Source organism: Xenorhabdus bakwenae (genome assembly GCF_030272115.1).
In the GTDB taxonomy this organism is placed as follows: Bacteria; Pseudomonadota; Gammaproteobacteria; order Enterobacterales; family Enterobacteriaceae; genus Xenorhabdus; species Xenorhabdus bakwenae.
This window is the reverse complement of record NZ_CP119194.1, coordinates 2702374-2729337: the sequence shown is the minus strand read 5'-3', so window position 1 is coordinate 2729337 and position 26964 is coordinate 2702374. Positions and strand designations below refer to the sequence as shown.

General features: G+C 45.4%; 17 protein-coding genes and 3 tRNA genes. 10 read left to right on the top strand and 10 right to left on the bottom strand.

Annotation, left to right across the window (positions count from 1 at the left end; genetic code table 11):
- Positions 1 to 4: 4 nt before the first annotated feature.
- The 3 genes from yigL to PXH59_RS13690 all read left to right on the top strand — a co-directional run bounded on the left by yigL (position 5) and on the right by PXH59_RS13690 (position 2390).
- Positions 5 to 805 (top strand): sugar/pyridoxal phosphate phosphatase YigL, encoded by an 801-nt coding sequence (yigL, locus tag PXH59_RS13705; RefSeq protein WP_285808804.1) that lies wholly within the window; start codon positions 5 to 7, stop codon positions 803 to 805.
- Positions 806 to 1304: 499 nt separating this feature from the next.
- Entirely contained in the window at positions 1305 to 1658 is a 354-nt protein-coding gene (locus tag PXH59_RS13695) for a DUF805 domain-containing protein (RefSeq protein ID WP_047766295.1), read from the top strand.
- Positions 1659 to 1958: 300 nt separating this feature from the next.
- The gene (locus PXH59_RS13690) at positions 1959 to 2390 is read left to right on the top strand and encodes a carboxymuconolactone decarboxylase family protein (RefSeq protein ID WP_285808801.1); all 432 of its coding nucleotides are present in this window, start codon (positions 1959 to 1961) and stop codon (positions 2388 to 2390) included.
- A gap of 724 nt (positions 2391 to 3114) precedes the next feature.
- Here the strand turns inward: PXH59_RS13690 and PXH59_RS13685 are convergent.
- From PXH59_RS13685 to rsgA, 8 genes are all read right to left on the bottom strand, one after another.
- Positions 3115 to 3822 carry a DUF2931 family protein gene (locus PXH59_RS13685; RefSeq protein ID WP_285808800.1) on the bottom strand — a complete coding sequence of 236 codons (708 nt, stop codon included), beginning with the start codon at positions 3820 to 3822 and terminating at the stop codon, positions 3115 to 3117.
- On the bottom strand, positions 3819 to 5624 hold the full coding sequence (locus tag PXH59_RS13680) for a T6SS phospholipase effector Tle1-like catalytic domain-containing protein (RefSeq protein WP_285808799.1): 1806 nt from the start codon (positions 5622 to 5624) through the stop codon (positions 3819 to 3821). Before PXH59_RS13680 ends, PXH59_RS13685 begins: the two co-directional genes overlap by 4 nt.
- Positions 5625 to 5803: 179 nt before the next feature.
- Entirely contained in the window at positions 5804 to 6583 is a 780-nt protein-coding gene (locus tag PXH59_RS13675; protein WP_285808798.1) for a DUF4123 domain-containing protein, read from the bottom strand.
- Positions 6583 to 8619: a type VI secretion system Vgr family protein gene (locus PXH59_RS13670; protein ID WP_285808797.1), complete on the bottom strand. Its 2037-nt coding sequence runs from the start codon at positions 8617 to 8619 to the stop codon at positions 6583 to 6585. The genes PXH59_RS13675 and PXH59_RS13670 overlap by 1 nt, the downstream gene beginning before the upstream one ends.
- Positions 8620 to 8658: 39 nt before the next feature.
- Positions 8659 to 10413, bottom strand: coding sequence for a type VI secretion system baseplate subunit TssF (locus PXH59_RS13665; RefSeq protein WP_285808796.1), 1755 nt, complete (start codon positions 10411 to 10413; stop codon positions 8659 to 8661).
- A gap of 391 nt (positions 10414 to 10804) precedes the next feature.
- Positions 10805 to 14149, bottom strand: a complete 3345-nt coding sequence (mscM, locus tag PXH59_RS13660) for a miniconductance mechanosensitive channel MscM (RefSeq protein WP_285808795.1) — start codon at positions 14147 to 14149, stop codon at positions 10805 to 10807.
- 40 nt (positions 14150 to 14189) lie between these two features.
- Positions 14190 to 15095, bottom strand: coding sequence for an archaetidylserine decarboxylase (gene asd / locus PXH59_RS13655; protein ID WP_285811790.1), 906 nt, complete (start codon positions 15093 to 15095; stop codon positions 14190 to 14192).
- 94 nt (positions 15096 to 15189) lie between these two features.
- On the bottom strand, positions 15190 to 16248 hold the full coding sequence (rsgA, locus tag PXH59_RS13650) for a small ribosomal subunit biogenesis GTPase RsgA (RefSeq protein WP_285808794.1): 1059 nt from the start codon (positions 16246 to 16248) through the stop codon (positions 15190 to 15192).
- Between the two features lie 123 nt (positions 16249 to 16371).
- Between rsgA and orn the strand changes: the two genes are divergently transcribed.
- The 4 genes from orn to PXH59_RS13630 all read left to right on the top strand — a co-directional run bounded on the left by orn (position 16372) and on the right by PXH59_RS13630 (position 19143).
- Positions 16372 to 16917, top strand: coding sequence for an oligoribonuclease (orn, locus tag PXH59_RS13645; protein ID WP_285808793.1), 546 nt, complete (start codon positions 16372 to 16374; stop codon positions 16915 to 16917).
- 217 nt (positions 16918 to 17134) lie between these two features.
- Positions 17135 to 17210: transfer RNA gene (locus tag PXH59_RS13640), tRNA-Gly, on the top strand.
- A gap of 54 nt (positions 17211 to 17264) precedes the next feature.
- Positions 17265 to 17340 (top strand) — tRNA-Gly (locus PXH59_RS13635).
- 366 nt (positions 17341 to 17706) lie between these two features.
- Positions 17707 to 19143 carry an NAD(P)/FAD-dependent oxidoreductase gene (locus tag PXH59_RS13630; RefSeq protein ID WP_285808792.1) on the top strand — a complete coding sequence of 479 codons (1437 nt, stop codon included), beginning with the start codon at positions 17707 to 17709 and terminating at the stop codon, positions 19141 to 19143.
- A 120-nt stretch (positions 19144 to 19263) separates the two neighbouring features.
- Here PXH59_RS13630 and PXH59_RS13625 read toward each other — a convergent pair whose 3' ends face one another.
- Positions 19264 to 22644, bottom strand: a complete 3381-nt coding sequence (locus PXH59_RS13625) for an indolepyruvate ferredoxin oxidoreductase family protein (protein WP_285808791.1) — start codon at positions 22642 to 22644, stop codon at positions 19264 to 19266.
- A gap of 384 nt (positions 22645 to 23028) precedes the next feature.
- On the opposite strand from PXH59_RS13625, the gene PXH59_RS13620 reads away from it, so the two are divergent.
- Positions 23029 to 23104: transfer RNA gene (locus tag PXH59_RS13620), tRNA-Gly, on the top strand.
- A gap of 659 nt (positions 23105 to 23763) precedes the next feature.
- Here the strand turns inward: PXH59_RS13620 and queG are convergent.
- Positions 23764 to 24921: a tRNA epoxyqueuosine(34) reductase QueG gene (gene queG / locus PXH59_RS13615; RefSeq protein ID WP_285808790.1), complete on the bottom strand. Its 1158-nt coding sequence runs from the start codon at positions 24919 to 24921 to the stop codon at positions 23764 to 23766.
- A 204-nt stretch (positions 24922 to 25125) separates the two neighbouring features.
- On the opposite strand from queG, the gene tsaE reads away from it, so the two are divergent.
- Both tsaE and amiB read left to right on the top strand, forming a co-directional pair.
- Positions 25126 to 25590, top strand: a complete 465-nt coding sequence (gene tsaE / locus PXH59_RS13610) for a tRNA (adenosine(37)-N6)-threonylcarbamoyltransferase complex ATPase subunit type 1 TsaE (RefSeq protein WP_047766286.1) — start codon at positions 25126 to 25128, stop codon at positions 25588 to 25590.
- Between the two features lie 14 nt (positions 25591 to 25604).
- Positions 25605 to 26921, top strand: a complete 1317-nt coding sequence (gene amiB / locus PXH59_RS13605) for an N-acetylmuramoyl-L-alanine amidase AmiB (protein ID WP_434223321.1) — start codon at positions 25605 to 25607, stop codon at positions 26919 to 26921.
- Positions 26922 to 26964: the final 43 nt, after the last annotated feature.

Here is a 26964-nt window from a genome sequence, read left to right as displayed (position 1 = left end):
AACCATGTATCATATTGTTGCTTCAGATTTAGATGGCACTTTGTTATCTCCCGACCATAAATTAACCCCGTATACCAAGGAAACGTTGAACTTATTGACGGAACAAGGGATTCATTTTGTTTTTGCAACAGGGCGGCATCATATTGATGTGGGACAGATCCGTGATGGATTAGGCATTGATGCTTATATGATCACTTCCAACGGTGCAAGGGTTCACAATCCCCAGGATGAATTGGTATTTAGCCATAACTTAGATCCGGATATTGCCCATGATTTGTGTTTATTGGAGTTTGATAATCCCGATATCCTGACTAATTATTTCAATAACGATGATTGGCTAATAAATAGAGAATCACCTGAACAGAAAGCGTTTTTTCAGGAGTCCGTTTTCCATTACCAACTTTTTCAGCGCGATAATTTTTCCACGGATGGCGTATGCAAGGTTTATTACACCAGTGAAGATCATGATTATTTGGTGGATTTGGAAGAGAGGATTAAAGCGCGTTGGGGGGAAAGGGTTAATGTCAGTTTTTCACTGAGGAATTGTTTGGAAGTGATGGCTGGTGGTGTTTCTAAAGGCCATGCATTGGAGCAAGTTTGTCAATTGATCGGGTATCAATTAAATGACTGCATTGCTTTTGGCGATGGTATGAACGATCGAGAAATGTTAAGTGCGGCCGGTAAAGGCTGTATCATGCAGGGAGCGCATCAGCGCTTGAAAGATATTTTACCTGATATGGAAGTCATTGGTTCCAATGCAGATGATGCCGTTTCTTGTTATTTACGGAAAATGTATCAGGTGTGAAGCTAATAATTTAAATCATGACTTAAAAAACAGCATCCGGCGTGATGCTGTTTTTTTATCGTGTTAGGTATTTTTCCTATAACATGTCCAATTTCTTGAATCGCAGTGCGTCAGCCCATCGATAAAATGGCTAAAACTGCCATTGAAATATTAAGAACATGGAATAGGACAGCTCAAGAGCGGGAGTTTGAACTCGAATTACAGATTAGTGAATCTTGTGGATGTAAGCTATAGTTTATAGTAACATAATTGCTCTTATTTTTCGGATAGATTTATGCATAACTTTGATATGAGTTAAAGAGGTTTATATTGTTCCTGTTTCTAATTTTACATTTGGAAGTATTTTTTAATTCATTATCTAATAATGACATGAATAAGGAGCCATCTATCAACGAATCATGAATTGTGGACATAAAAAGATAAATGAGTATAGAATCTATCATCCTTTATAGTTTGCCTATTTTTATTTTATATCATTTAATTTAAACAAAGTGACATTATGAATTGGTATTTTAGTGTTTTAAAGAATTATGCTGAATTTTCTGGCCGTGCCCGTCGTAAAGAATATTGGATGTTCCAGTTATTGAACATTATTGTAGCCTTTGTTCTTTTAGTATTGGGTTCAGCAATTAATGATACTGCCGGTATTGCATTGTTGGGGATTTATATCATTGTTACTTTTATTCCAAATCTTGCTGTAACAATACGCCGACTGCATGATATTAACTGTTCTGGATGGTGGATTTTATTTACCTTTGTTCCTGTAGCCAGCATTCTTGTATTCGTTTTTACTCTGTTGAAAGGTACTCAGGGTAATAATGAATACGGTCCTGATCCAAGAAGAATGTCTTAATATCGGAAAATATATCCCTGATCATTTTAAATTACTGTCTATAAATCGGTGAATTGAAATGTTAACTATTTAGTTTGCCATGTAAGATGAAATGCCACTTATTACTTGTGTGGCGTTTTTTTTGATAGTTACTTTACTGAATAATTAATTCAGTGGATTATATTTATCTCTTTGAATGACGGGTTTTTATGCGTTTTATTGCTTAAATGATTTGGTCTTATAAAAAATAATTTTCTCCTTTACTTAATGTAAGTGTTTTTAATATAGTTTCTTGGAATATTAATATAAGGAGTATTATTTATGAGTAAATTGCGTCTCGCCTACTACAACTTATCTCCAGAGTTACTGCAAGGTTTTCGTGCTGTAAAAGAAGGTCTGGAAAATAGTCCGTTAGGTTTGCAATTGGTTGAATTGATCTATTTGCGCGTATCTCAAATTAATGGTTGTTCTTTCTGTTTAAACAAACACTCGCAAGTTTTGCGCGAAAATCAAGAGGCAGAACGTCGGTTAGCTGAATTAGCCGGTTGGCGAGTGAGTAGTCAGTTTACTCCCCGTGAAAAAGCGGCGTTGGAATGGGCCGAGGCATTGACTCACGTTGTGACCACACACGCAGACGATTATGCTTATTTACCCTTAAAAGATCATTTCACAGATCAGGAAATTTCTGATTTGACTTTTGCGATTGCGCTTATGAATGGGATGAATCGACTGGCAATCGGTATGCGCCATTAATGTTATTTGATTTCATCATCGTTGCTTTTGAGCTAATTAAAAGGAAATATTTTCTTCTGGAAGTTGGGATTACGGTCCCTCCTTTTAAAAGAAAATCTTATCCAAATCAAAAATCATAGATGTTAGGTATAATTGACTGATATTAATGGCTTTATTTAATTCTCTTGCTGTATCTCGGACACGCCTCCAATAAGACCGCCTAGACGGTCACATTTAACATGAAATGGCGATTACACAAAATCTTAAACAACGTCACGTTTATTTCCAAATGCAATCTTTTTTTTCTGCGTCATAAGCCTCCACATTCTCCTCAAAATCCACTTGTTTCCCTTTTTTACTTATATATGTGAAACCATAAACTCTTGCTACAAAGGGTTTAGTTCGTCGCCAATGGCCTAAGGGAACCGCTTTTAGCCCACTGGCGGGGTAAGGTATCAGCGATATGGAATTGAGGCTGAATATGACACCAAGAAAGATTTTAAATGGGCTGACGCCAATGGAAGCCTATACTGGGTCGCATGTTGCACTTATTGCGTTAATCCAGCTATAGGTCACTACCCGCTTTCCGGACGGATAAGAGTGACAAGCAGTTAATCCAAATATCATGCTTGAGCAAAGTAACAATGCTAATATTTTCTTATTTCTCATTTAGTGATTGGTCTCAAGTTCCAACATCAGAAATCATGCCAATTTCTGATGTTGAGGCGATTTCCAAATAACCGTTTTACCACTCACCGTAGGGGTATTTTTTCCCTTTGATAAAATCTTTGATATATTCCGGGTAATCGTCTCCATAACCACTAGAATGCTTTGTTTTACCCTGACATACCGTCATCTTATTGCCGAAAACGGATTCACCAGTGGCAATTAAGATATTATCACCGTTATTCTTATCGATGCCGCTTAACCATGCGCGAGCTATACCACTTGGTGCTAAACCGATATAAATAACTTTCCGGTAATCCGGTGGTTGTTTTTCATATCTGGGATAAAAGGCAGGCTCACGCATTAGTTGCCAGACCTCAGGAGTAAATTTAAAGGTTGTCTGATAAGATTTTTTATCAATAACTGAATCCCAGCAAACGATCAATGAACGGGGTAAAGTTTCACCATAGTTTCGAATACCACTACTCCCCCTTAAGCGTTTATTCCAGCCATGCAAACTTTCATAATCTGGGTTTGCACCATCTGGCATAAATTTTTGAACAATATAGTTATCCTCATCCTGAAATTGGACAAAGCTGATGCTGGCAGGAAAATATTTCGGCGTGCGTAACTTAAACCACCATTTATCATAAGGCAACGGCTGACTGTGCCGTACAATGGGTTTATAAGTCACCACTCGTTTTCCCGGAGGATAAGACTGACAGGCAGTTAATCCCACAATCATGCCTAGACTCAATAATAAGACTAATGTTTTTTTATTTCTCATTTTGAAATTTCCTTACCAGTAATATCAAATATGGATCGGTGCCATTTTTCACAAGGACGGTTTACAAAACTGACTAACTCTACCGCATTCACGCCACCTTGAATCTGTTCATCTTTTATTACCACAGAATTCCAGTGAGATGAGCAATGTACATATTTAGTTTGAATCATAGTTAACTCTTCAGCAGTAAAAGGAATCAATGCCTGACCTTGCCGAATAGCTCGTCCTTGTTTAATCGCTTTTTCTGCTAATAAAGTAAGCTCCGGGGACAGTTGGTAATCGTCATCTTTATCTTTGGGTTTACCAAAGACTATACCTGCTTCTTGTGCTGCATCCTGCATCACTCGCATAACGACTTTAGACCAGTCATTGGTAATTTCACGATACAGCACTGCTGCCGCTGCCACTTGTTTTTGAAAGCGCTCCAGCTCGTTACGGGGATAAAACTGGTTGTTTTGCCATGTTTCTACTTTTACCCGGTTACCGTGAAGTAACGGAGCAATAGTGGGGTAGCCTCTCATCTGAGATAATTCATCCTGTGCTTTTTTATATATCCAGGTGGCGCTATTGGGAATACTTTCATCTACTGTAAGAGTGCGTGGCCGGGTGATAAATAATCTTTCTGTTTCGATCGGGTTATACCCCCCGCCAATATCTGAATGAGCCCCCGGAAATATCAGTTCTGGATAATCAGGGTTGACACTGTTTAAAGAGAAGTTATAGCGGCATTCATTCATGGCCGAGATGTGGAAGATATGTTCGGCAATGCCTGCGGGTAAACAAATATCAACTGCTCCCGTATCGGCCGAATGTGGGTTCAGCCCATTACCTAATGTGCCAATAGCCGCTACAGTATCAAAGATCCCCAGAAAACGGCTTTTTCCCGTGGGGCAGGCAAACTTACCCAGATAGCGGTACTGGTCAAAACAATCTGTTAACGCCTGCTCCAAAATCGGATCACAATTAAAAACCCGATTAGCGAAGTGCCGCGCTGCCGCAGCTCCCCGGCTAAAGCCGATAATATCAAATTGCAGGCATTTGATATTACTTTGAATACTCTTCAGTGATTCTGCAAGTTCAGTTTTTATTTTTTGTATGGCCATTTCGGTTTTGGCATGAACACCGGTTTCCCCTATACCCAATCCATAGCCCACCACGCTGTCTGATTTTCCCGCCTGCGTACCAATTCCTTCGATATACACTTTGATTTGAAGTGAGTTTTCATCAGGTTTTCCATCAAGATATATTTCATGCAAAAAATGCACGTTGGTATAGTAACCATCATAACTGATCCGCGAGGTATCACCGGGCAACCCAAATTGGTTAAAAGAACAACTCATTGACTGTTGACTGGTATTGGTTGCTTCTGGAATACATAGAAGCCGCTCATTAATATTCTTGGTATTGTTTCCCGTTCCATCAAAAAAGACACCAATCGTTAAGGTAATCCCACTTTCTATCGCCTGAACTTCCAGTACATACCGCCGGTTAAGAGGATGGGCGCTAAATCCTTTTAAGGTCGAATTTTTAAAGTGTTCGGATGATTTCAATTCGTCTTCCTGCCAGCCTTTAATCTTAGGGTATGCATTACTGAGCATACCCAATGTCATATATTGGTATTCATGTCCGTCCAATATAGCCGTTGGCTTAACAAGAGAATTAGCCTCTCCCGTTTGCTGGCGGGGTGTTCGTTTAACTATTTCATCGGCAAGAGGTTGTGCTGTAACAGATAATGTCACAGGCATGGGGGGAAGATCTGCTTCACGTAATAAGCCATTCCCATCTGTAGTGCCCGTTCGCACAATGCTTTTGTTCCCCCGGCTTGTCAGCTTATAAGGTATACCGGTTAATGGCTCCCCCCTGCTCATCCACAAGCTGAAATTCAATCCAGTGTTTCAGTATATCTTGGCAGTTAATGCAATCCGACTGTTCTAACTGACTCATTTTTTCTTCCTTAATGATAGATAATAGCGGGCGAGCCTTAAATTTCTTTTTTAAGCACAACCTGTTGGTTATTGGTAATAAAGCGCTCAACAGTCAGTTTATTCAGATTCTGCTTTTCATCTCTTGCCTGTTTCAGCCACGCTACAAGGCTGTGCTGCAATTGCCCTTCCGGTCCATCCAGTTTCAGCGCCAATTCGGGGTTTTCTTCCCAAAGCTGGCAACTTAAGGCGTAAGCCAGATTCTTGAGGGCTGTATCGGTTGAGTAACGGGCTTCAATCAGGTGATCACCCAATACAAACAAACTCGTGTTCAGTTCCTGAGGGCAATTTTCTGGCCGGTAATAACAAATCGGATCGGGCGTATCGATCATCAGTTCATTAACCGGGGTTAACAGTTCACGCCAGTCCCCCGATTTCAGGGCAGGCAGCAATGGTGTAAAGATCCGGTTATCCATCAACCGCAATACCACAACCTGACCCCGCAGCAACACCTGCTGATGTAAGCGCCAGTGTGCTAACTGAAATGACCACGGTAAGGTACTGCGATATCCCCAGCCCCAACTGGCATCGCTGAATGCGTGTTTATCCAGCAATTGCGCCAGTTCCGGCAGGCATCTGGCTTTGGGTTGGATCAGCCACGGGCTTTGTTCCAGCATGGCTTTCATTGGTGTACCGCTATAGAGCGGAAAGGCCTGTTCTGCCCAGCCGTTGAGGTAAAAGCGCTGGACAGGGTTCGGTTCTGCCAGACTGTTGACCAGAAAATAACACTCGCCTCGGTCCTGCTGTGATAACCAATTTTTCCAATTCGTCGATTCCATCATGCTTCCTCTGCTCCGGTGATAACCCAGTTTTCTTCTTGTTGGGCGAGAATGGCGCAGGGAGGCTTAGCCGGAAATTCAGTTGCCGGGAGCGCTTCCGCCATCGGGAGTTGCCCTACTTGTGAGAGTGGCGCTACTCCCTCCGGTAATTGCAGTGAAATCCCGCGCCCGCTGCCGCCTGAACCCTGCCCGACATTAATCGGTGAACAGAGAATGCCGCCCGGCGTGACTTTCAGAAAACTGCCGCCCACTTTCAATGTGATTTCTGCCGCCGCTTCCAGCACGACTTTGCCGCCGCTTTTCAGGTGGATTTCCTGCCCGCTGTCAATCACGGTGGCATCCCCGGTCTGGGTATGCTGGCTACCGGCAATCCGGTGCGATACATCGCCTTCGGTGGTGATTTTGCGTGAACCGGCGACCTGATGATGGTCATCGGCGCGGATATCGTGGTAACGGTTGTTATCAATACGTTGTTTCTGGTCGTGTTTGATATGCCAGAGCACATCATTTTCAATCTGGGCGGTAAAATCTTTCTGGCCGTGGAAATAAATTTCCTCACTGCCTTTGGCATCTTCAAAACGCATTTCGTTAAAGCCTTTGCCTTTGTGGGTTTTGGTTTTAAAGGTGGTGCGGGTCTTTTCTGCCGGTAAATCCAGTGGCGGGCGATTCAGGCCGTTGTAGACACAACCGGTGACAATCGGACGGTCGATATCGCCGTTGAGGTAAGAGATAATCACCTCCTGCCCGATACGCGGGATCGCCATAAAGCCAAAGCCGTTACCATTCCAGCCCTGCGCCACACGTACCCAGCACGAAGCACCATCATCCGGTTGGTCATCGCGGTTCCAGTGGAAATGAACTTTAATCGCCCCGTCTTTATTGACGAAGATTTCTTCTCCTTTCGGGCCGACCACAATGGCAGTTTCATCCCCATCGGCTAACGGTTTGTAGTGGAACGGTGGGCGGTAGTCGGCAAGGCCATCGATAAAACGGAAATCGTTGCTCAGTGTCGTGCCGGTGCCGCTGCTGTCGCCGAACGCCTGCGGGCAGCGCCCGTAGTGGCTGATGGTGACGATTTGCCAGCGGGCGTTAATCGGTTTATGGGGGTGATTTTTTATCTCGAAGATTTTACCCGGCATCAGTTTGATACAGTTACTGTGGCCACTGCCGGTTTGCTTCTGGTTATCCAGCGCTTCCTGCCGGTATTTTAAAAACGGTTTGGCGGCCGCATCTTTCTGGAACCGCCCGTAACTCTCAAACACGGTGTAAGGGGTCTGGCTGCCGAAATCGCGGAAACCTTCGCTGCTGTGCATATGGGAGAGGTGATAGCGCGGTTTTTCCGGGTTGAAATCTTTGTGGAAACTGCGTTGCGGACTCATCCCGACGCCCAGTTGCACCTGATAGATAGTGTCTGTTCCGTGGGCGGTTTCCGGCTGGGGCTGGTATTGCAGCGGCAAGCCCGCGGTCATACCTAGATGGCTGTCACTGAAAAACAGCGTTTCATCCTCAAACCAGAAACTGAATCCCTCTTCCGCCGCTAACCGGCTGAAAAAATCATAATCGGATTCACGCTTCTGGGTCACATATTCCCGGTCCTGATGCGTATCGTAGCGTTTTGAATCGGCTTTTACCCGGTGTTTTTTCAGCAGGCTGTTTAAGATGGCGGGGACATTTTGCCGATGATAAATCCGGCTGTCCTGATTGAGCGTCAACCGCCAGCAGGCAGGGCGGACGGTGACGGTATAGTGCGTCTTGTTACCGTCAGTGCCCACCCAATTAGCCTGAGAGACAATCCCGGTGATTTTGCGCTGCACCGTTTCACCATAAAAAACCTGCAACACCGCTTCCTGCATTAGCAGTGAAGCCAAATCAATCTCAGTCTGTGGCCTGAACGGGTTCGCGTTACCGGCCCTGACCAGCGTCAGGTTGAGGGTAAACAGTTCCGATAATCCCTCTTGCAAAGAAAAATCGCCAACCGCAAAGGTGTCTTCCGGCACACCCGCGATACGGCAGGTAAAACGTAATCCACTTTTCATGTTTATTCCTTATTCCTTCTCGTTTATGACATGAATGCCTTACATGGCGGGGCGTAATCCATCGACGTGCCAGAACTGCCACAGTACTTCAGGGTTGTCCGGGGTGAAAATTTCCAGCATGACGAACGTGGACTGGCTGATAAAGCAGGCCATCGCCTGATTGACTAACCGGCTGAAGCGGTACATCTCACCGGGCGTGCGGTAACAACCGGGAGCCAGCGTGAGCGACAACACAGACCCACGAATCGGTTGCCCACGCCTTAAGCGGTCGGTCAGGCGCTCTTTAACCTGCACAATGCCGTCAATGTGTTGCTGGAACTGGCGACTCAGCGGACGGTTTGTCTCGCGGTGCGGGTCAAACAGGCGGAGAAACTGTTTCAGGCTGTCAGTGGCAAATAACATCACCGGCGGGCTGGAGAGGCAGGAGAGCAGCGGCCAGCCGTTATTTTCCTGTAACAAGGGCGGATAATCGGTCACCACAGGAATAATATTTTGTACATCAAGATGAGACGGTGCACTTTCCGGCGTCACGGTAATTGCGCCCTGTTCCAGCGTCCGTGCCTGCTCATGGTAGCCGGTGAAAGAGCACGAGACAGCAATATCCGGCAGAGTGTGGGCCGGATTGCCGGTCAAATCAAAAAAGCACAGCCGATGGCGGGTTCTGCCCAGAAAATCAGATTCAGTCTGGAGCTGGTAGTAAAACGTGTCGGGCTGCTCATCGTCATCGAAAAAACGCCCGGGAACAAACTGCTCAATCGGCAGCCAGTGATAAGGCGTGCCACGCTGCTCGCTGTCTTCGGGCTGCACCACCACCTGAACCTCCCGCAGCCGGTACAAGCACACTGACTCCCCCAATGGCAGCGGATAGCGGTGATCACCGGCTTCCAACCGGACAGGCGGGCTGGTCTGGTTTTCCAGATGAATCGCCGGAACACAACCCAACAAAAATGCCCCCTCGACATCATCCAGCGGCAATTCGCCCTCGAACCGCAAAATCAGCTCAAACGTGCCATCGTCATTGAGAGGCACTTGCGCACAGCGACTACTGATATCCAGCGTGACAAAGTTATAAAGCGCCGGCACCGCATAGTATTCCAGCAACGGTTGCAGGCCGGAACAGGGACTTTTGGCGGTGGGCAGCAACTGCTCGTCCAGCAGGCCATACCAGCCATAAGGAAAACTTTTAATGGTTCGCCGCCCGCCCTGTGTGTTCAGGCTGACATCACAGATATGTTGATCCAGCCACAGGCTGAGCTGGGCGGCACGCGCTGTGTCGGTGCCGAGGAAGAACGTCAGCGGGCCACTTTGCCAGAAAGACGATGCCGAACCGGTTTGACCTAGTGTCAGGATAATTTCACTGTGGGTGCCCGTTTTTCTGACGGTGCGCTCCTGCACAATCAACGGTTCAATATGCAAAGGACGGCAGGTTTTAAAGCCGAGCCACTGCCCGTTAAGGCTGGCAGACACCGATGTACCGATCGGGATCTCGGCCGTGCCCTGATGCTCGTCATCCGCAGGCGTAAACTGGACTATCGTCGTGGGTGGAATAGGCGACAGGGCTAACGGCCAGATACGGGAGAGCATGCCGTGAACAATTTCGGGAAAATCATCTTCCAGCTTGCCCCGCAGATTGGCAGTCAAAAACGCAAAGGCGTCGAAAACACGGACAATATCGGGGTCATGAGAGGAAACCAGAAATTCAGCCAGATGCGGCGACGCTTTTGCGATGTGCTCAGCCAGCTCTCGCAGGTAAGCGCGTTCTTGCAGGTACAGCAATTCCTTGTTATTTTTCATTGAATTTAACTTATGTTTTATCAATCGGATTTCGGTATTAGGCTGAATATCAGCGAGATAAAATGCGCAATTGAACAGCAAAGCACATTTATTCTACACATTAATCAATCAAATTAATTAACGAATTAAATCCAGTTTTGGGCGGGTTTTGGCAGAATATAGGGGGATTATCAGAATATGCACGGTCATTCAGGCAAAAATCAGGCTGGCAGGAATCGTTAACGGTTTGGCTCTCTCCTGCCTGACCGTTAATATCTTTTTCTACAAAAATGATCCCTCGCCTGTCAGGATCACCTTCGGGTGGCGAACGAAAACGCCCGTAGCCTGAAAGAATAGGTATCCGCTAATTTAAAAAGGTATGCGTTTGGACATGTGGTGAGATTGGCATAGGCTACAGTTCTCCCGGCCTGCGTGGAGGATTACGGCCCGTGAAGTTAGTTGTAGCACTGCGGATCTCTTGTCCAAAAATATCAACCCGTGCCTGGAATGGTGGGAATGGCAAGGTGATATCGTGTTTGCGGAATTCCTGCAAAATATGTTGATGCACTTCATGACGGGCAGGCATACGATGCCCCATCTCTGCGGCATAGGCACGTAGTTCATAAATCTGAATGCCTTGTTGCAAATCCACTAAATACACTTCCGGCATCGGGTTATCGAGAATAAAGGGTGAGCTTTTGGCGGCAGACATCAATATGTCGGTGGCGTTTGCAGAGTTAACATCAGCCGGCATAGGGATTGTCAGGACGATACGCGTGATTGTGTCAGATAGTGACCAGTTGATGAATTGCTCTGTAATAAAGGCCTTGTTGGGGACAATAATCTCTTTTTTGTCCCAGTCAGACAGCGTTGTTGCCCGCGTATTGATCTTCGTGATACTGCCTGTCAGACCACGGATAGTCACGGTATCACCAATGCGTATCGGTTTTTCAAATAAGATGATCAGGCCAGAAATAATATTGGTGAAAATTTCCTGTAAGCCAAAACCCAGCCCAACCCCCATTGCAGCAATCAGCCATTGTATTTTTGACCATTCAATACCCACCAGTGAAAAACCCACCAGGCCACCAATGAGGGTAATGCTATATTTGGTCAGTGTCGTAATGGCATAACCGGTTCCCGGTGTCAGCACTAAGTGCTGTAACAGGGCGAGTTCTAGCAGGGCTGGCAAGTTACGGACAAGCTGTGTAGTAATGACAATAACTAAGATTGCAATTAATACGGAACCCAGGGTAATTGGCTGAACGCTATCAACACCGTTGATGGTTGTACTCACGTCCCAAAGCCGGATATTTTCAAGAAAAGAGAACGCTGAATGTAACTCAGACCACAATAGGATAAGTGAAACCAGTGCTATCATTGTCAGGATTGAACGCACTAATCCTAACGATTGGGCACTGATGGCATCCAAATCGATGACGGGTTCTTCAACTTCGATTGCACCTTCTACACTGCTATTAATATTGCCAGCATCTTCCTCACTTTTGGCTCGCTGGGCCAATATCTCCGCACGACGTTGTTTTGCCCGCTCAAAAGCTATCTTACGGCGCTGGATCAGCATCCATCGACGGACAATGTGGTAAACGACCAGCAGGAAAAACCAGATAGCAACAGAGGTTTCCAGACGGCCTAATAGCGCCTGTGAGGTTTGCAGATAACCCAGGATCGAAGCGAGTGCCGCTAAGATTGGGGCCGAGAGGAGTATCCACCATAGAACAGAGCTGACAATATTCTCGCCTGAACCATGTTTGTCCATATAGAGTGGAATGCCGGCGCGTTTTAAGCTGCTGGTGACCAGACTCAGCGAGATACAGAGCATGATGAAACAGAGCCTGCCGAGGGTTGCGATAAAATCCTGGTCTTTGTAATGATTAAACGTGATCAATGCCATCATCAGGGGCACGATCAGGAAAATGGAAAGACGGTAGAAACGCATCGCTCGCTTGATACGTTCTTCCGGCCAGCGAAAGTGGGCGATAAATAAGCCATTGGGATGGGCAAAGGCCGCACTGAGCATAAAGACCCACAGAACGGGAGTGGTTTCACGTACACCGTTACCTATTGCGGTAGCCATCGGATACTGCCATGCGTTTTGCAATCCATAACCAATGGCTGACCAAAGCATTGGTAACGGTAATGCCGCAACAACAGACCAAAAAACGGTGCGCATAGTCAAAGAGAAATGATCTTGTGTTACTTTACCGATGCGGTTGCTCGAACGCTCAAGAAAAGCATGATACTGGCGGTGTGAGCTAACACTAAAAATGACCAGTAATAAAGTCCCCAGCAAATAGAGCAGAGTATCTTGTTTAGTCAACATGCTGTGGATAGCGGCACCCAACTGAGAGAACGTATCCAGAGATAACAGAAGCGTCAGATTCTGCACCACCTGCAATGGATAATTGAGCGATATAGGATTGACATCCGCTACCCAGAACAGATAGCGATGGGTAGCATCCTGAACTTCTTTCAGGGCATCATTTAATTTGTTGGTGATGACCTTGAATTGAGTCTGTTCCAGTATCTCATTGTCATATCCTGATAGCAGGGAATTTAATAGCTCTTTCTTGGTGCGGATAAGTGATTCGTAGACCTTCTTTTGCTCTGGCATCAGCGTGTGATATAAGGGCAATGTTTGCTCAGGAGGCCGTTGCAGGTTTTCCAGTATTTCCTCATATTTCAGTCTTTCGACCCGTAATTCGACAATATCTCTGTCAATTTGCTGGGATTTTGACATATCGGGAATATGGGTGACTCTCGCCCTCAAGGTTTCGCCAAGCGCAGTGGAATCGTTTAGCCATTGTGCTTGTTCACGGATAGTATTGAGTGTTTGGAGAACAAAAAGAATTTCGCTATTGGCCTTGCGCTGTTTTGAGCCAATGGCTTCCATTCTCAGGGCCTGTTGATTGAGCATTTGCGATAATTGGCGGTTTTGCTGGAGTTCATCCTGCAAAAACGTTGGCAATTTTTCTCCACTCTGCTCCGCCAGCATTTCTGTATACTCCAATGCAGATTCCGTTTTCTGCTGGCGTTGGGTATTTAACAGGCTGCGTAATTGCTGGAGTTTAAGATCCAGCCGTTGATAGCGTTTTTTGTATAATTCTGCGCGTATGCGCGCAATCTCCTGACGATTATTGACAGAAAGTTGAGCTATCTCCAGTTCATCAGCCATAGCCCTACGCGCATTGACTTCTGCTTGCGCCAACGCTAATTGCGCTTTGGCCAGTGGCGTGGAAGGTGAATCCAGAGACTGGAACCGGGAAGTTGCCTCAGCCAGCAAACGCTTTGCCTCAGCCTGTTGTTGAGGCAATTGACTCATGGAATCACTGATTTCTCGGAGTTTATCCTGTTCGCGCTGTAATTGGTGTCCTTGTTCCTGTAATTCATTATTGGTCTGGATAATTTGCTGTTCTAAATTGCTGGTAGGTTGATTGGCCGGAATGGACGTAGCAGCATTGTTTTCAGCAAGGATTTTTTGGCGCAGATCTTTGATGATTTTAGGAAATTCATCAATTGCCTGTCGGTACTTCTGGGTACGCTCATTGGCGGATTTTGTATCATTAACCCAATTTATTGCCCCTTGAAGTGCATGTGCGATTTCAGAATCTTGTGAGCGTTTACTGCCTCCAACCTGCTTCAGCTCTTGTTTTAGTTGGGTTTCATCCAACGGGGACACAGAAGCAAAAGCCTGGCTCGCAATTAAGAGGCTGAGAAGTAGACTGATAATCAGGCGCACAATAAGGGGCTCCTTGGTTATAAATTAGTTGATGATATCTTTAATTCATTGATTCATCGTTATTTACTGTGGGTTCTTCTGATGTGGCAGTCTGCGCCATCATGTCTCCCATACGGGTTTGTGAACCACTGTATAAGTGGTTGGCAAAATTAATCTGATTAGCAGCAAACAGATTGATCACGGTTGAACCCAGCTTGAAGCGTCCCATTTCCTCGCCTTTTTTGAGGGAAATGACGCCTTCTTGACCTTCTGTAGGGTAGGTCCAACGCTTGATGATGCCTTCACGCGGAGGTGTGACACAGCCACTCCAGACAGTTTCAATACTGCCAACAATGGTCGCACCAACCAGAATTTGCACCATGGAACCAAACGCGGTCTCAAATAAACAGATGACGCGTTCATTACGTGCAAATAAGTTTGGCACATTGGCGGCCGTCAAAGGATTGACTGAGAACAGATCACCAGGGACATAGATCATCTCCTTGAGCACGCCATCACATGGCATGTGGACACGGTGATAATCCCTTGGTGATAAGTAAGTCGTGATAAATTGACCATGACGGAACTGTTCGGCCAGTTGATACTGCCCTGCCAGCAATGCTTCTATCGTGTAATAGTGGCCTTTAGCCTGAATAATCTGATCTTCGCGGATCGCCCCAAGCTGGCTTATGGTGCCGTCTGCTGGTAGAGCCAATTGGTGGATTTCATTGGCGATAGGGCGAATGCTTTCCTTAAGAGGGCGAACAAAAAATTCATTAAATGTTGAATAAGCCGTGAATGAAGGATCCTTTGCCTCATTCATATCCACTTTATAGGCCTTAGCGAAAGCCTTGATTGCAAGCTGTGTCAGCCAGCCCGCTTTTTTATTGGCAAACCAACCTGCCAGTTTTGTAATGCATTGTTTTGGCAGTAAATATTGTAGACTGATTTTAAAATTATCCAGCACGTCAACCTCTTGGATCTCTTCTTGGCAAATTGGACAAAAGTCGGCTATTGTACCTGCCATTATTTTTAATGTCAGGGTATCATTAATTATTGCCTTATTTATGAGCGCTTGTGAAATTTCGGCGTGGTTTAACCTGTACCATGCTTTCCAGAATCCGGTGGTAATTTTCGAAGCGCTCCTGAGCAATGGTGCCTTGTTCCAATGCTTCTCTTAGGGCACATCCCGGATCGTCCAGATGTTTGCAATCACGGAACTTGCACCCCCCCAGATATTCGCGGAATTCGACAAAACCTTGTGTAACCTGTTCTGGCGTTAGGTGCCACAGGCCAAACTCACGGACACCTGGAGAGTCGATCACATCTCCCCCCAGTGGGAAATGGTAAAGACGTGCGGTGGTCGTGGTATGCTGCCCGAGACCTGAGTTATCTGAGACATTATTGACCAGAATATCTTCTTTCATGTCGGGCAACAGGGTATTGAGTAAGCTGGATTTCCCGACGCCAGATTGGCCTGCAAAGATACTGATTTTGTTAGTCAGCATCGTGGTGAGTTCAGGGATACCCTCGCCGGTATAGCGGGAAACTTCCAGTACGCGATAACCGATATGGCGATAGATATCCATGACATCGTTAACCCACTCACGGCTCTCGGCATCCAACAGATCGATTTTATTGAGTACGAGCAGAGGCTCGATATTGAGTGTTTCACAGGCGACTAAATAGCGATCGATAATATTCAGTGAGAGTTCAGGCAAGATAGCAGAAACTATCACGATTTGGTTGATATTTGATGCAATGGGTTTGATGCCATCATAGTAGTCAGGACGAGTAAGAACGGAAGTACGCTCATGGACCGCTTCTACAATACCATTCACTTTGACATCAGACTGGAGTTGCAGCGTGGGGCGCCATACAACGCGATCACCCGTGACCAATGAGTGGATTGTTCTACGGATATTGCAACGCTGTATAGAAGAATCGGCTGCTTCAATATCGGCATGTTGCCCGAATCGGCTGATCACCAGCCCTTCTTGTGGCTCACCAAACTGGCTGTCATCCATTTCTGACTTTTGAGCATCGGCCTTATTCAGCTTGCGCTGATGATTGGCTTGCACACGGCGTTGTTGCCCTTTGGAGAGTTTACTTTTAGCCACCGAACCTCACTTATTTTTTGTTTATATTTCATCTATCTTGCTGATCATCGCTGTGAGTGATCAAAACCGTTATGATACCTCACAGATACAGACTACCTCTTTTGAAGGAAACTAGGATATATCATGTCAAAAAGTGAGAACAATCTTATCTGGATAGATTTAGAGATGACGGGGTTAGATCCCGAGCGCGATCGCATAATTGAAATGGCAACTATTGTCACCGATTCGGAATTGAATATCCTTGCAGAAGGGCCTGTGATTGCGGTTCATCAGTCGGATGCGCAATTGGCATTGATGGACGAATGGAATGTACGGACGCATACTGCGAGTGGATTGGTAGAACGTGTAAAGCAGAGCCAGTTTGATGATGCGCAAGCTGAAAAAGCAACTATTGCCTTTCTGGAACAATGGGTGCCGGCAGGAAAATCACCCATTTGCGGTAATAGCGTGGGGCAGGATCGTCGTTTCCTGTTTCGTTATATGCCAGAGTTGGAAAAGTATTTTCACTACCGTTATTTGGATGTCAGTACGCTTAAGGAATTGGCCCGTCGTTGGAAGCCTGAGATGCTGTCAGGATTCAGTAAGAAAAATACCCATCAGGCCCTGGATGATATCCGGGAATCCATTGCTGAATTGGTGTATTACCGTGAGCACTTTATCCAAAAATAAAATGTGATCTAAAAATAAAGAACGGTATTTGATATAAGATTTGTATGTAAATTAATCTCTGTATTGATGGTTAAGCGGATTGTTTGCGGGTTTAATCATCAATCGGAGGGAAAATACAATTTTTTGTGTTGTGGGACTTGCCAGCGGCATAATTTTTCGTATAATGCGCTCCCCGTACCGATGAAAAATTTCAACTGTACGACATGCCAGAATATATGCGGGAATAGCTCAGTTGGTAGAGCACAACCTTGCCAAGGTTGGGGTCGCGAGTTCGAGTCTCGTTTCCCGCTCCAAATTAAAATTTATTCGGGTATTTCAAGTCAGGCTTAATGCAAGCCGTACAAAATGCGGGAATAGCTCAGTTGGTAGAGCACAACCTTGCCAAGGTTGGGGTCGCGAGTTCGAGTCTCGTTTCCCGCTCCAAATTCAAGACGGTAGATTGCTAACCAGGTCTGCAAGTCATAAGAAAAGCGCCTAAGTGCGTTTTTTTTTGTTTTCAAAATTCCAACCAAAGCCAACAACTTTCTGAATATTCAGCGGTACTGAAATTTGCTCAGTTACAATGTTGCGATTCTGTCATATTCATGTTGACGAATATTAAAATCCTTTGGTAGATTGAATCGATCGTTATAATCACTCATAGAAATCAATTTAACGTAATCTCCCTGCAATGGGAGTGAACGTATGATGGAAGCTCTCCATAATCCAGTTATCTGCAAAGCATCTCTAATCTGTCCTTAAGGGTTTCTTAAGGATGTTTATCTGTCAATGTGAACAAGGATAGAGCCGATGAAGTATGATGTTATTGTTGTAGGATCTGGTGCCATTGCAGGTTCAATTGCTTATGAACTGGCTAGTCGCCAATTGAAAATATGCAGGTTGGGACGTCTTGATCGTAGCAATGCAGCGTCAAAAGCTGCGGGGGCAATGAATGGCTGTTTTGGTGAAGTGACCAGCGGGCTGATTGCGAGCGATTATGGAAAACTGAAACTCAAAATGGATTGTATCGCGAAAGCGCGTTGGTCAATATGGGCACAGCGTTTAATCGCATCTTCGGGAGATCCCCGTCCTTTATTTACTGCAAAAGGTACTCATGTCATTCTCAATACCGCAGGAATGGCTGCTGTTGATAGTGTTAATTATGATGCGATAGAAAGTATTCTTCGTGAATATAATGAACCCTATGAGGTTGTCGATCCGCAATCGATTAAGGGAATGAAAGCTAACGATTTGGTACGTTCGCTCAAAGGAATTTATATTTCAGAAGAAAATGCCCTTAATTCTCATATATTGCTTGAAATGCTGGATGCTGCTTTTCTCAAGGAAGGGGGAGAACTTATTGATAATAATGTTAAACGTGTTCTTACAGAAAAGGGGGCTATAACCGGTGTTGAAACCATCGATGGGGTGCGCTTTACAGCAAATAAAGTAGTGATTGCAGCAGGAGTGCAGTCACTTGATATATTATCAGACCAGCTTTCTATCGTGCAGAAGATCCCTCCGCTTTTTGCGGGTCATGGCGTTTCTGTTTTACTCAAAGTTAAAAATCCCGATGATTTACCAACATCAGTTATTCGAACACCTAACCGCGCATTTGCTTGTGGATTACATTGTGTTCCGCGTGGTGATGGTATTCTCTACGTTGGTGCGACCAATCTTGTATTCAGCCAACCTCGTAAATATGCAACAGTTGCTACCACACAGTTCCTTTTAGAATGCGTTTACAATCAGATAAACGTTGATTTATTTGCATCTGAGATTATTGCTGTTCAAGTGGGCAATCGACCCATCTCAGCAGATGGTTTTCCCTTGATTGGGGAGTGTGGCATAGATGGGTTGTGGCTTGTGACGGGAACATATCGGGACGGTTTGCATCAATCTCCGCTTTTAGCAGATTATGTTGCAAATGCACTTATGGGGCGGCCTAATCTGGATATTGATCTGGGGGATTTTATACCTATCCGTCGGCCCTTAGTGGGACTTAACCGAGAGAAAACTATTTTAGAAGCGGCGCAGCAAACAGTCGCGATGGGTTATGAATATCTCTGGAATATTAAGCCAGGATGGGATGAATTAATCCATGAAGGTTTACACAATAAGTATCGTGCGCACGTTGAATCTATTGATGCGATCTATACGCCTCCTCCTGATTTGGTTGCATTCTCTTGCCATGATGAGCAGATAACTAGGCGGTTACGTGATTACTATAGTGTTTGGAAAGGATAGTGTTTGGAAGGGATAGTGTTTGGAAAGGATAGTGTTTGAAAGGCATGAACATTGTATCTATAGCTGATCGCGGTTCGAAAAGTGTTGGACATTATTATTGATAATGTCCAACACGCTTTATCACATCACTTTTTGTAATTCTTTCAGCAATATTTCCTTACGTTCCATCATGTTTTTCATCGCTTTTTGTTTCACATGCCCAAAACCGCGCACTTGATTGGGAAGCTCCGCAATTTGCCGACAGATTGCCAAATTATTGCGTTCCATTTTTTCGATTAAAAAATCAATTAATCGCTCATATTCAAGCAGCAGATTTCTTTCCTGTTTACGCTCTTCCTGATAGCCAAAAATATCAAAAGCAGTGCCTCGTAGCGATTTACATGCGGCAAGAAAGCGGAATACAGGAACGATCCACGAACCATATTCTTTTTTTCCGCGTTGGCCTGTACGGGGATCTTTGCGATTGAAGAGAGGAAGGCTAAGGTGAAAGCGGAGGGTTTCTGTATTATCAAATTGTGAGCGGAGCTTATCGAAAAAACCGGTTTTAACGTAGAGTCTGGCGACTTCATATTCATCTTTATACGCCATTAACTTGAATAAGTTTTCAGCAACGGATTGAGTAATTTCTTCTGCGTCGATCTGCTGAGCCACCATTTGAACCTGGGCTATACGGCTGAGATAACGCATCGCATATCTTTCATTTTGATAATCAACCAGAAATTGATACCGATGCATAATGAGATCGTCCAGACTTTTTATATTTTCTGGCGGCGTAATATTGAGGTGTTTTTGCAGAATATCGGGTTGGGCTGCCGCGATGCGGCCCAGACAGAAAGCTCGTCGGGCATTATCTGCTGAGGCTCCCAGTTCTTGCATCGCATTGTTGATGGCAGTTAATGTGATTGGAATCTTGCCGAGCTGCCAGGCATAACCCATTAATATGATATTGGTTTGGTCTTTGTCACCGACCAGATGTGCAGCCATGATTTCTGCATCAATGGCGTGTAATACTTGTGTATGTTGATTCAGGGTGTCCAGCATTTTGGGGTGATCCAAATCCAGCATAGGGGAGCGAAGCATAGTGCCGACTTGGGTTTCATGGGTGTTCAGTATGCATTTTGTTGATCCCCTTGACATCACTTCCCGTGCATTTTGCCCTGTGGCAGCCACCAAATCGGCGGCGATAACCAGATTAGCACGCCCGCGATCAATCCTGACTTGATGCAGTTTATCCTGGTCATGGCATAGCCGAATATGGGTTATGGCTTCCCCGCCTTTTTGCGCAAATCCGGTAAAATTGAGCAGACTGACAAAGCAGTCGTCTAATTGCGCCGCATTGGCAAGTAGATGTCCTGCGGTGACGATACCTGTACCACCGATACCGACTAACAGGATTTCATAAGGTATTTCGGCAGAAGTCAGTGTCGGTTGAGGTAGTTTGTGGATAATTTTATCTAACTCAGTCTGTGTGATGATCTTACTGAGATCCGCACGTGGGTTGGCATTTTCGACAGTGATAAAGCTGGGGCAGAATCCTTTCAGGCAGGACAGATCTGAGTTGCAAGCGTGTTGGTCTATCTTGCGTTTAGTGCCTAAAGGCGTTTTGACTGGAATTACGGCCAGGCAATTTGATTGTATTTGACAGTCACCACATCCCTCACAGACCAATTCATTGATGACGGCGCGCCGCGTTACTTTTGGCGCTAAACCCCGTTTTCTTTTACGACGTAATTCTGTGGCACAGGCTTGATCGTAGATGAGCACTGTGACGCCAATGATATCCCGAAGACGTTTCTGTACATCCTCCAGATAATCTCGTTCATAGAGTTTCACCTTGGCAGGAAAGCAATTTTTATCTTTGTATTTATCAAGATCATTCGTCACGACAACTACTTCTTTCACACCTTCAGCAATCATCAAAGAAATAATTTGCGATAGGGTGATATTCCCATCCAGCGGTTGTCCACCTGTCATTGCCACCGCATCATTGAACAGCAATTTGTAAGTAATGTGGCTTCCTGCGGCGACTGATTGGCGAATGGCTAAGTGACCAGAATGGAAGTAGGTGCCATCGCCCAGATTTTGAAAGACATGGGAGCGATTGACAAATGGGGCATGTCCTATCCAGTCAACGCCTTCACCTCCCATTGGCAAGAGGCCGTTTCCGGTATTGCGATCCATCCATGTCGCCATAACATGGCATCCGATACCAGGTTGAGCTTGGCTATTGTCTGGTAAGCGGGTTGAAGTGCTATGGGGACATCCAGCGCAAAAATACGGTGTACGTTTGGGTAAAGTTGCATCGTGCTGAATGGGCGTCGTTGACCATTCGGGTGGCACGGAGAGAAATAAATTGAATTGTTGTAACCATCCTGAAAGTGGGACGGCAACCCGTGAAGGGCGTAGTTCAACGTCAGCGGGTAACAATTTCTGACCAAGCTGGTTATGCTTACCTATCAGATTGGTCATTTTCCGTAATTTAACCAATTGATGAGCCAGCAGCATCTCAACGATGGCGGCTTTTTCTTCAATAATAAAAATATGACTGACTTGGGTAGCCAGCTCGCTGAGCAGCGGTGATAAAGGATAAACCAAACGGATATGGAGAAAAGCGACGCCTTGTTGGGCCAGTTCAGAAGGTGTAAGGCCCCCGACACGCAGGGCTTCCATAACATCCTTATGAGCCTTACCCACCGTTACCAATAAAGCGTGTGGATGTTCGCAGGGGGCGAGCAGGTAATCAATGGGGTTAAGTTTAGCGAACTCTTCGACGGCTTTTAGTTTATAGGCCAATCGCTTTTCAATCTGTGGGCCGGGGAGATCCGGCCAGCGCCAATGCAACCCATCGGGTCCAGGATCAACGTGGGGCACTTTATAATCAGGAAATGGCTTGCTTTCTCTGACGGCACCGCTTTCCACAACTTCACTGATCGCTTTAAAGCCAAACCATGCGCCGCTGACACGTGATGCCGCCCAGCCCCATAAACCGACACTCATATAATCGGCAACTGATGCCGGGTGCAAAACAGGCATACTCCATGCCATCATCGTGAGATCAGATTGGTGGGACATGGACGAAGAGACACAACCGTGATCGTCTCCGACGATAACCAGCACACCCCCGTTTGGCGAGGAGCCGTAAGCATTGCCATGTTTAAGTGCATCACCGGAACGATCGACGCCTGGCCCTTTGCCGTACCACATACCAAAAACGCCGTTAACCTGTCTGTCAGGGTCTGTTTCGACTTTTTGTGTACCTATCAGTGCATCGGCTGCGAGATCTTCATTGACGGCAGGTTGAAAGCGAATGTTGGCTTGGATAAGTTCTTTGCTGTGTTGCCATAATGTTTGATCTAAGCGGGCTAAAGGAGAGCCACGATAACCTGAAACTAATCCCGCTGTGTTGAGATTGTGGATTTCATCCAACTCAGCTTGAGCGAGTAGAAGGTCAACCAGCGCCTCAGTGCCCGTGACAAATTTAGATTGATAATATCGAGCCATGTTCCTGACCCTCTCTTAAGAGAATAATTATCTAATTAACAACGCAAATTATTGTTAATCTATTTCCATAAAATCGTTAGAACAAGCATAAATCTTATTAGATGTTGGTTAATTGTTTATTTAATGTTAACTCCGTGCTGTTTGGTATTCCAGACAACTGTCGGGGTTATGGTAGGGATTTTTTGTGTCAAACGGGAGTGAATATCTTTTGAGCGTTTAACTCGGAAGTAAAAGCAAAGGGCTTGCCATCTTATCTGAACGCGTTCATAATGGCGCCCGTTCCTGATATGCAGGCTCTAAGAATGACCTATAACTCATAAGGTTAACAGGTATTCAAAATCAGCATTCAGGCATCTCAGGCTAATAATATTAGCTGTCAGCGACGCGGGAATAGCTCAGTTGGTAGAGCACAACCTTGCCAAGGTTGGGGTCGCGAGTTCGAGTCTCGTTTCCCGCTCCAATTTCCTCCATTTTGTTACCTTCTTTCTATAAAAATCTTGTTCAAGACAGATACTGTATCTCCTGTCGAAAGGGTCAGGTTGGTGTAGGATGTGGTTGGATTAGCGTTTGCTTCAAGGCATCTCCAATATGAGTTGTTTTATGCAGGTGTCCCCTTATCAGACGTTAAGGTGCCTTTATAAGCCGTCCGATTGGGAAGCGTCCAGCACATTATTGACGATAAAGCGCTTGCTATCCTGCTCCAATAGGTCCATAATACCGCCTCATTTTTGAATGGGCAGAGGAAAATTTCTCCACTAGCGTCTAGAATGGATGAGTGGGCTATTGCCTTGCTGCTGATTTCTGGTGTTCGAGACTAGAACTCAATTCTTGTTTTTTATCCACAGTTTTTAACATTATCACTCTATTGAGTCACCTGATGATGCTCTACTTGTTACACAGAGTTATCCACAGGAGGATTCTTTGTGTTTGGTTTTCTTGACGTATCATTCACAACAACAGTTCAAACTTAACTTATTGATTAATTAAAGTAATTAACCTAATTTAAAAATAACATGATCAACATTTATTCTCTGTTTGTTAGTTGATCAGCAAAGTATTTTTATTTTATTCACAAGGAAATAAACGGTTTTTTTTACCATAAAACCGGATGGTTGATTATTAGGCGTCTCTGGGTAAGCCTTTGGTTATTGCCCTTATTAATCGTTTTTGTTGTGAGGTTTGAACCTCAATGGCATTCGCATTGCGGCGGGTCATTTGCTGGGCGATCGCCCAGTGGATATGTTCATCCAAAACTTCACTTAAGCCGAACTTTTTTTCCAACGCTAACACAATGTCATCTTGATACGGTGCATTACCTAAGGCGACGGAAATGTTGCGCAACCAGCGCAGATATCCAATACGGCGAATTGCCGAGCCTTCCGTGATACGCAGAAACTTCTCCTCGCTCCAATTGAATAGATCTAATAGCTCAGGAGTATGCAGTACGGCTCGTGGGCTAAAATCAGCTTCATCTGTTAATTGAGAAAAACGGTTCCAGGGGCAAATAAGCTGGCAATCATCGCAGCCATAAATCCGGTTACCCATCAGTGGGCGCAGTTCTTCTGGAATAACACCTTCCAATTCAATGGTCAGATATGAGATGCAGCGTCGGGCATCAATGGTGTCAGGTGCAACAATAGCCCCCGTTGGACAAGTTGTCATGCAGGCTACGCAGCGTCCACATTGCTCCTCTTGTGGAACATCAATCGGCAGGGGAAGATTAATCAGCAATTCACCGAGGAAAAACCAGGAACCCGATTCACGATTTAATATAAGTGAGTGTTTACCAACCCAACCAAGCCCCGCTTTTGCGGCCAGTGGGCGTTCCATAATCGGAGCAGAATCGACAAAAGGACGAAAATTCAAAGTTCCCTGATATTCATGGGTGCTGCAATATTCTTGGATCTTGTCGCCCAGTTTTTTGAGACGCTGACGTAGCAGTTTATGATAATCCCGGCCCAACGAATAGCGACTAATATAACCCATTTGCGGATTGTTAAGCGTACTGGCAAACGCGGCTTTAGCAGGCAGATAATTCATGCGTACGCTGATAACCCGCAAAGTCCCCGGCAGAAGCTCATGGGGACGGGCGCGCATCATGCCGTGACGCGCCATCCAGTCCATTTCGCCATGATATTGCTTATCAAGCCATTCTTGTAATCTCGGCTCTTCTGCCGATAAGTCCGTATCACAGATGCCGACTTGCTGGAAGCCAAGGGAAAGGCCCCATTGCTTGATGTTTGTTGCCAGAAGATTCAGATCGAGAGGGGTTGCCATGAAATACAAATGACTGCTGAAAGAGGGGCGTTAGCTTAACACAGAGGGAATTGAATACAAAAAATGGAGCATATAGTTGTTACGGTAGCACAGAAGAGACTAAATGATAATGTCTGAATTATGTTATGGTTACGGGTTAATCTATTTAACTGATATTCTACCTGACTAGTTTCTCATTCAATAAATCAAAACAGATATTTTTCAATGAAAGAACTCGTTTTATCACTCCCAAATGAAAATGCCACAGTTGCATTGGGTAATGCAGTGGCGGCAGTTGGCGATCGCGGCTATGTTATTTATCTGTATGGCGATCTTGGTGCAGGAAAAACCACATTCAGCCGGGGTTTTCTGCAAGCTCTCGGCCATCAGGGGCATGTGAAAAGTCCGACTTATACGTTAGTCGAGCCTTATGCTTTACAACCACGGCCTGTCTACCATTTCGATCTTTACCGTCTGGCTGATCCTGAAGAGCTGGAATTTATGGGGATCCGGGATTATTTCCATCAGGACGCTATTTGTCTGGTGGAGTGGCCTCAGCAGGGCACTGGCGTTTTGCCTGATGCAGATATTGAGTTGCACCTGAGTTATGACAGTGAAGGGCGCCAGGCTCGTTTTGTTGCGTTATCTCAATATGGTGAAAGTCTGTTGGATAATTTGAAGTCCTTATGAAGGAATACCCGACTATGATGAATGCCTTTTTCGTGGATGTGATAAAAAAATGGCGTGCCTATTGGGTAATGGCCTGTGTTTTGTTTTTCATGTTAAATCAGCTGGTTATTACGGCGGCGTCTGCGGCTACGCTGTCGAATATTCATGTGAAGAATGATCCATCTGAGTCCGTAGTAACGTTGAAATTCACCGGCGGGCATCCTGATTATCGGTTCTTTCTTTTGCATTCTCCTGAACGGTTGGTGGTGGATATTCGCCAAGCCAGTAAGATTGTTGGATTACCGATGATTTTATCCGGCCAGAATCTGGTAAAACAGATACGTTCCAGCCAGCCATCTGATGCACATCATCAGCGGGTGGTGTTGGAATTGGCACATAAGGCTACAGTGACATCTACGGTGAAAAATGTCGGCAATCAATCGCAAGTGATGATGACACTGAAAGCCAATGGAGTGGCGAATAACTCATCGGTATCGAATAAGCCGGCCTTAAAAAATGAAAGTAAGCGCTTGCTTACAAATAATGCTCCCCTGCCGGAAAAAGAAACTAAGCCAGTATCGAATCACCGTGAGCAAGGTGTGAAGAAACAGGCAGCTCAATCTGCGCAAGGAAGAGCGTTCCACCCGGTTGTCGTTGCCATTGATGCGGGGCATGGCGGGCAAGATCCTGGGGCGATTGGGCAACGGGGGCTGAAAGAAAAGAATGTCACGATTAATGTTGCTCGTAAATTGGAAGCCCTTTTGCGCAATGATCCCATGTTCACGCCGGTGTTGACGCGAAATGGCGATTATTTTATTTCTGTGGCAGGGCGTTCTGAAGTCGCCCGTAAACATAAAGCCAATATACTGGTATCCATTCATGCCGATGCTGCGCCTAATCGCGGTGCCAGAGGTGCTTCTGTCTGGGTGCTCTCCAACCGCCGTGCAAACAGTGAATTGGGGAACTGGCTGGAACAGCATGAAAAACAATCGGAATTACTGGGCGGTGCGGGAGATGCTCTCGCCAACGGCACTGATCCTTATCTGAGTAAGGCCGTGCTGGATTTGCAATTTGGGCATTCACAACGGGTTGGCTATGATGTTGCCATGCAGGTATTGAGCCAGCTAACCAGAATTGGTTCCCTGCATAAACGTACACCAGAACATGCAAGCCTGGGTGTTTTGCGCTCGCCGGATATTCCGTCCATTTTAGTGGAAACGGGCTTTATCAGTAATGTGTCTGAAGAAACGTTATTAGGCTCCAATCAGTATCAGGAGAAACTGGCACAGGCCATTCATTTGGGATTACGTCACTATTTTCTGGCTAACCCGTTGCAGTCTGCACCAAAGTAACCAAATATACGCCTATCAGAATAGGTTTGACAGGCTCTGAATC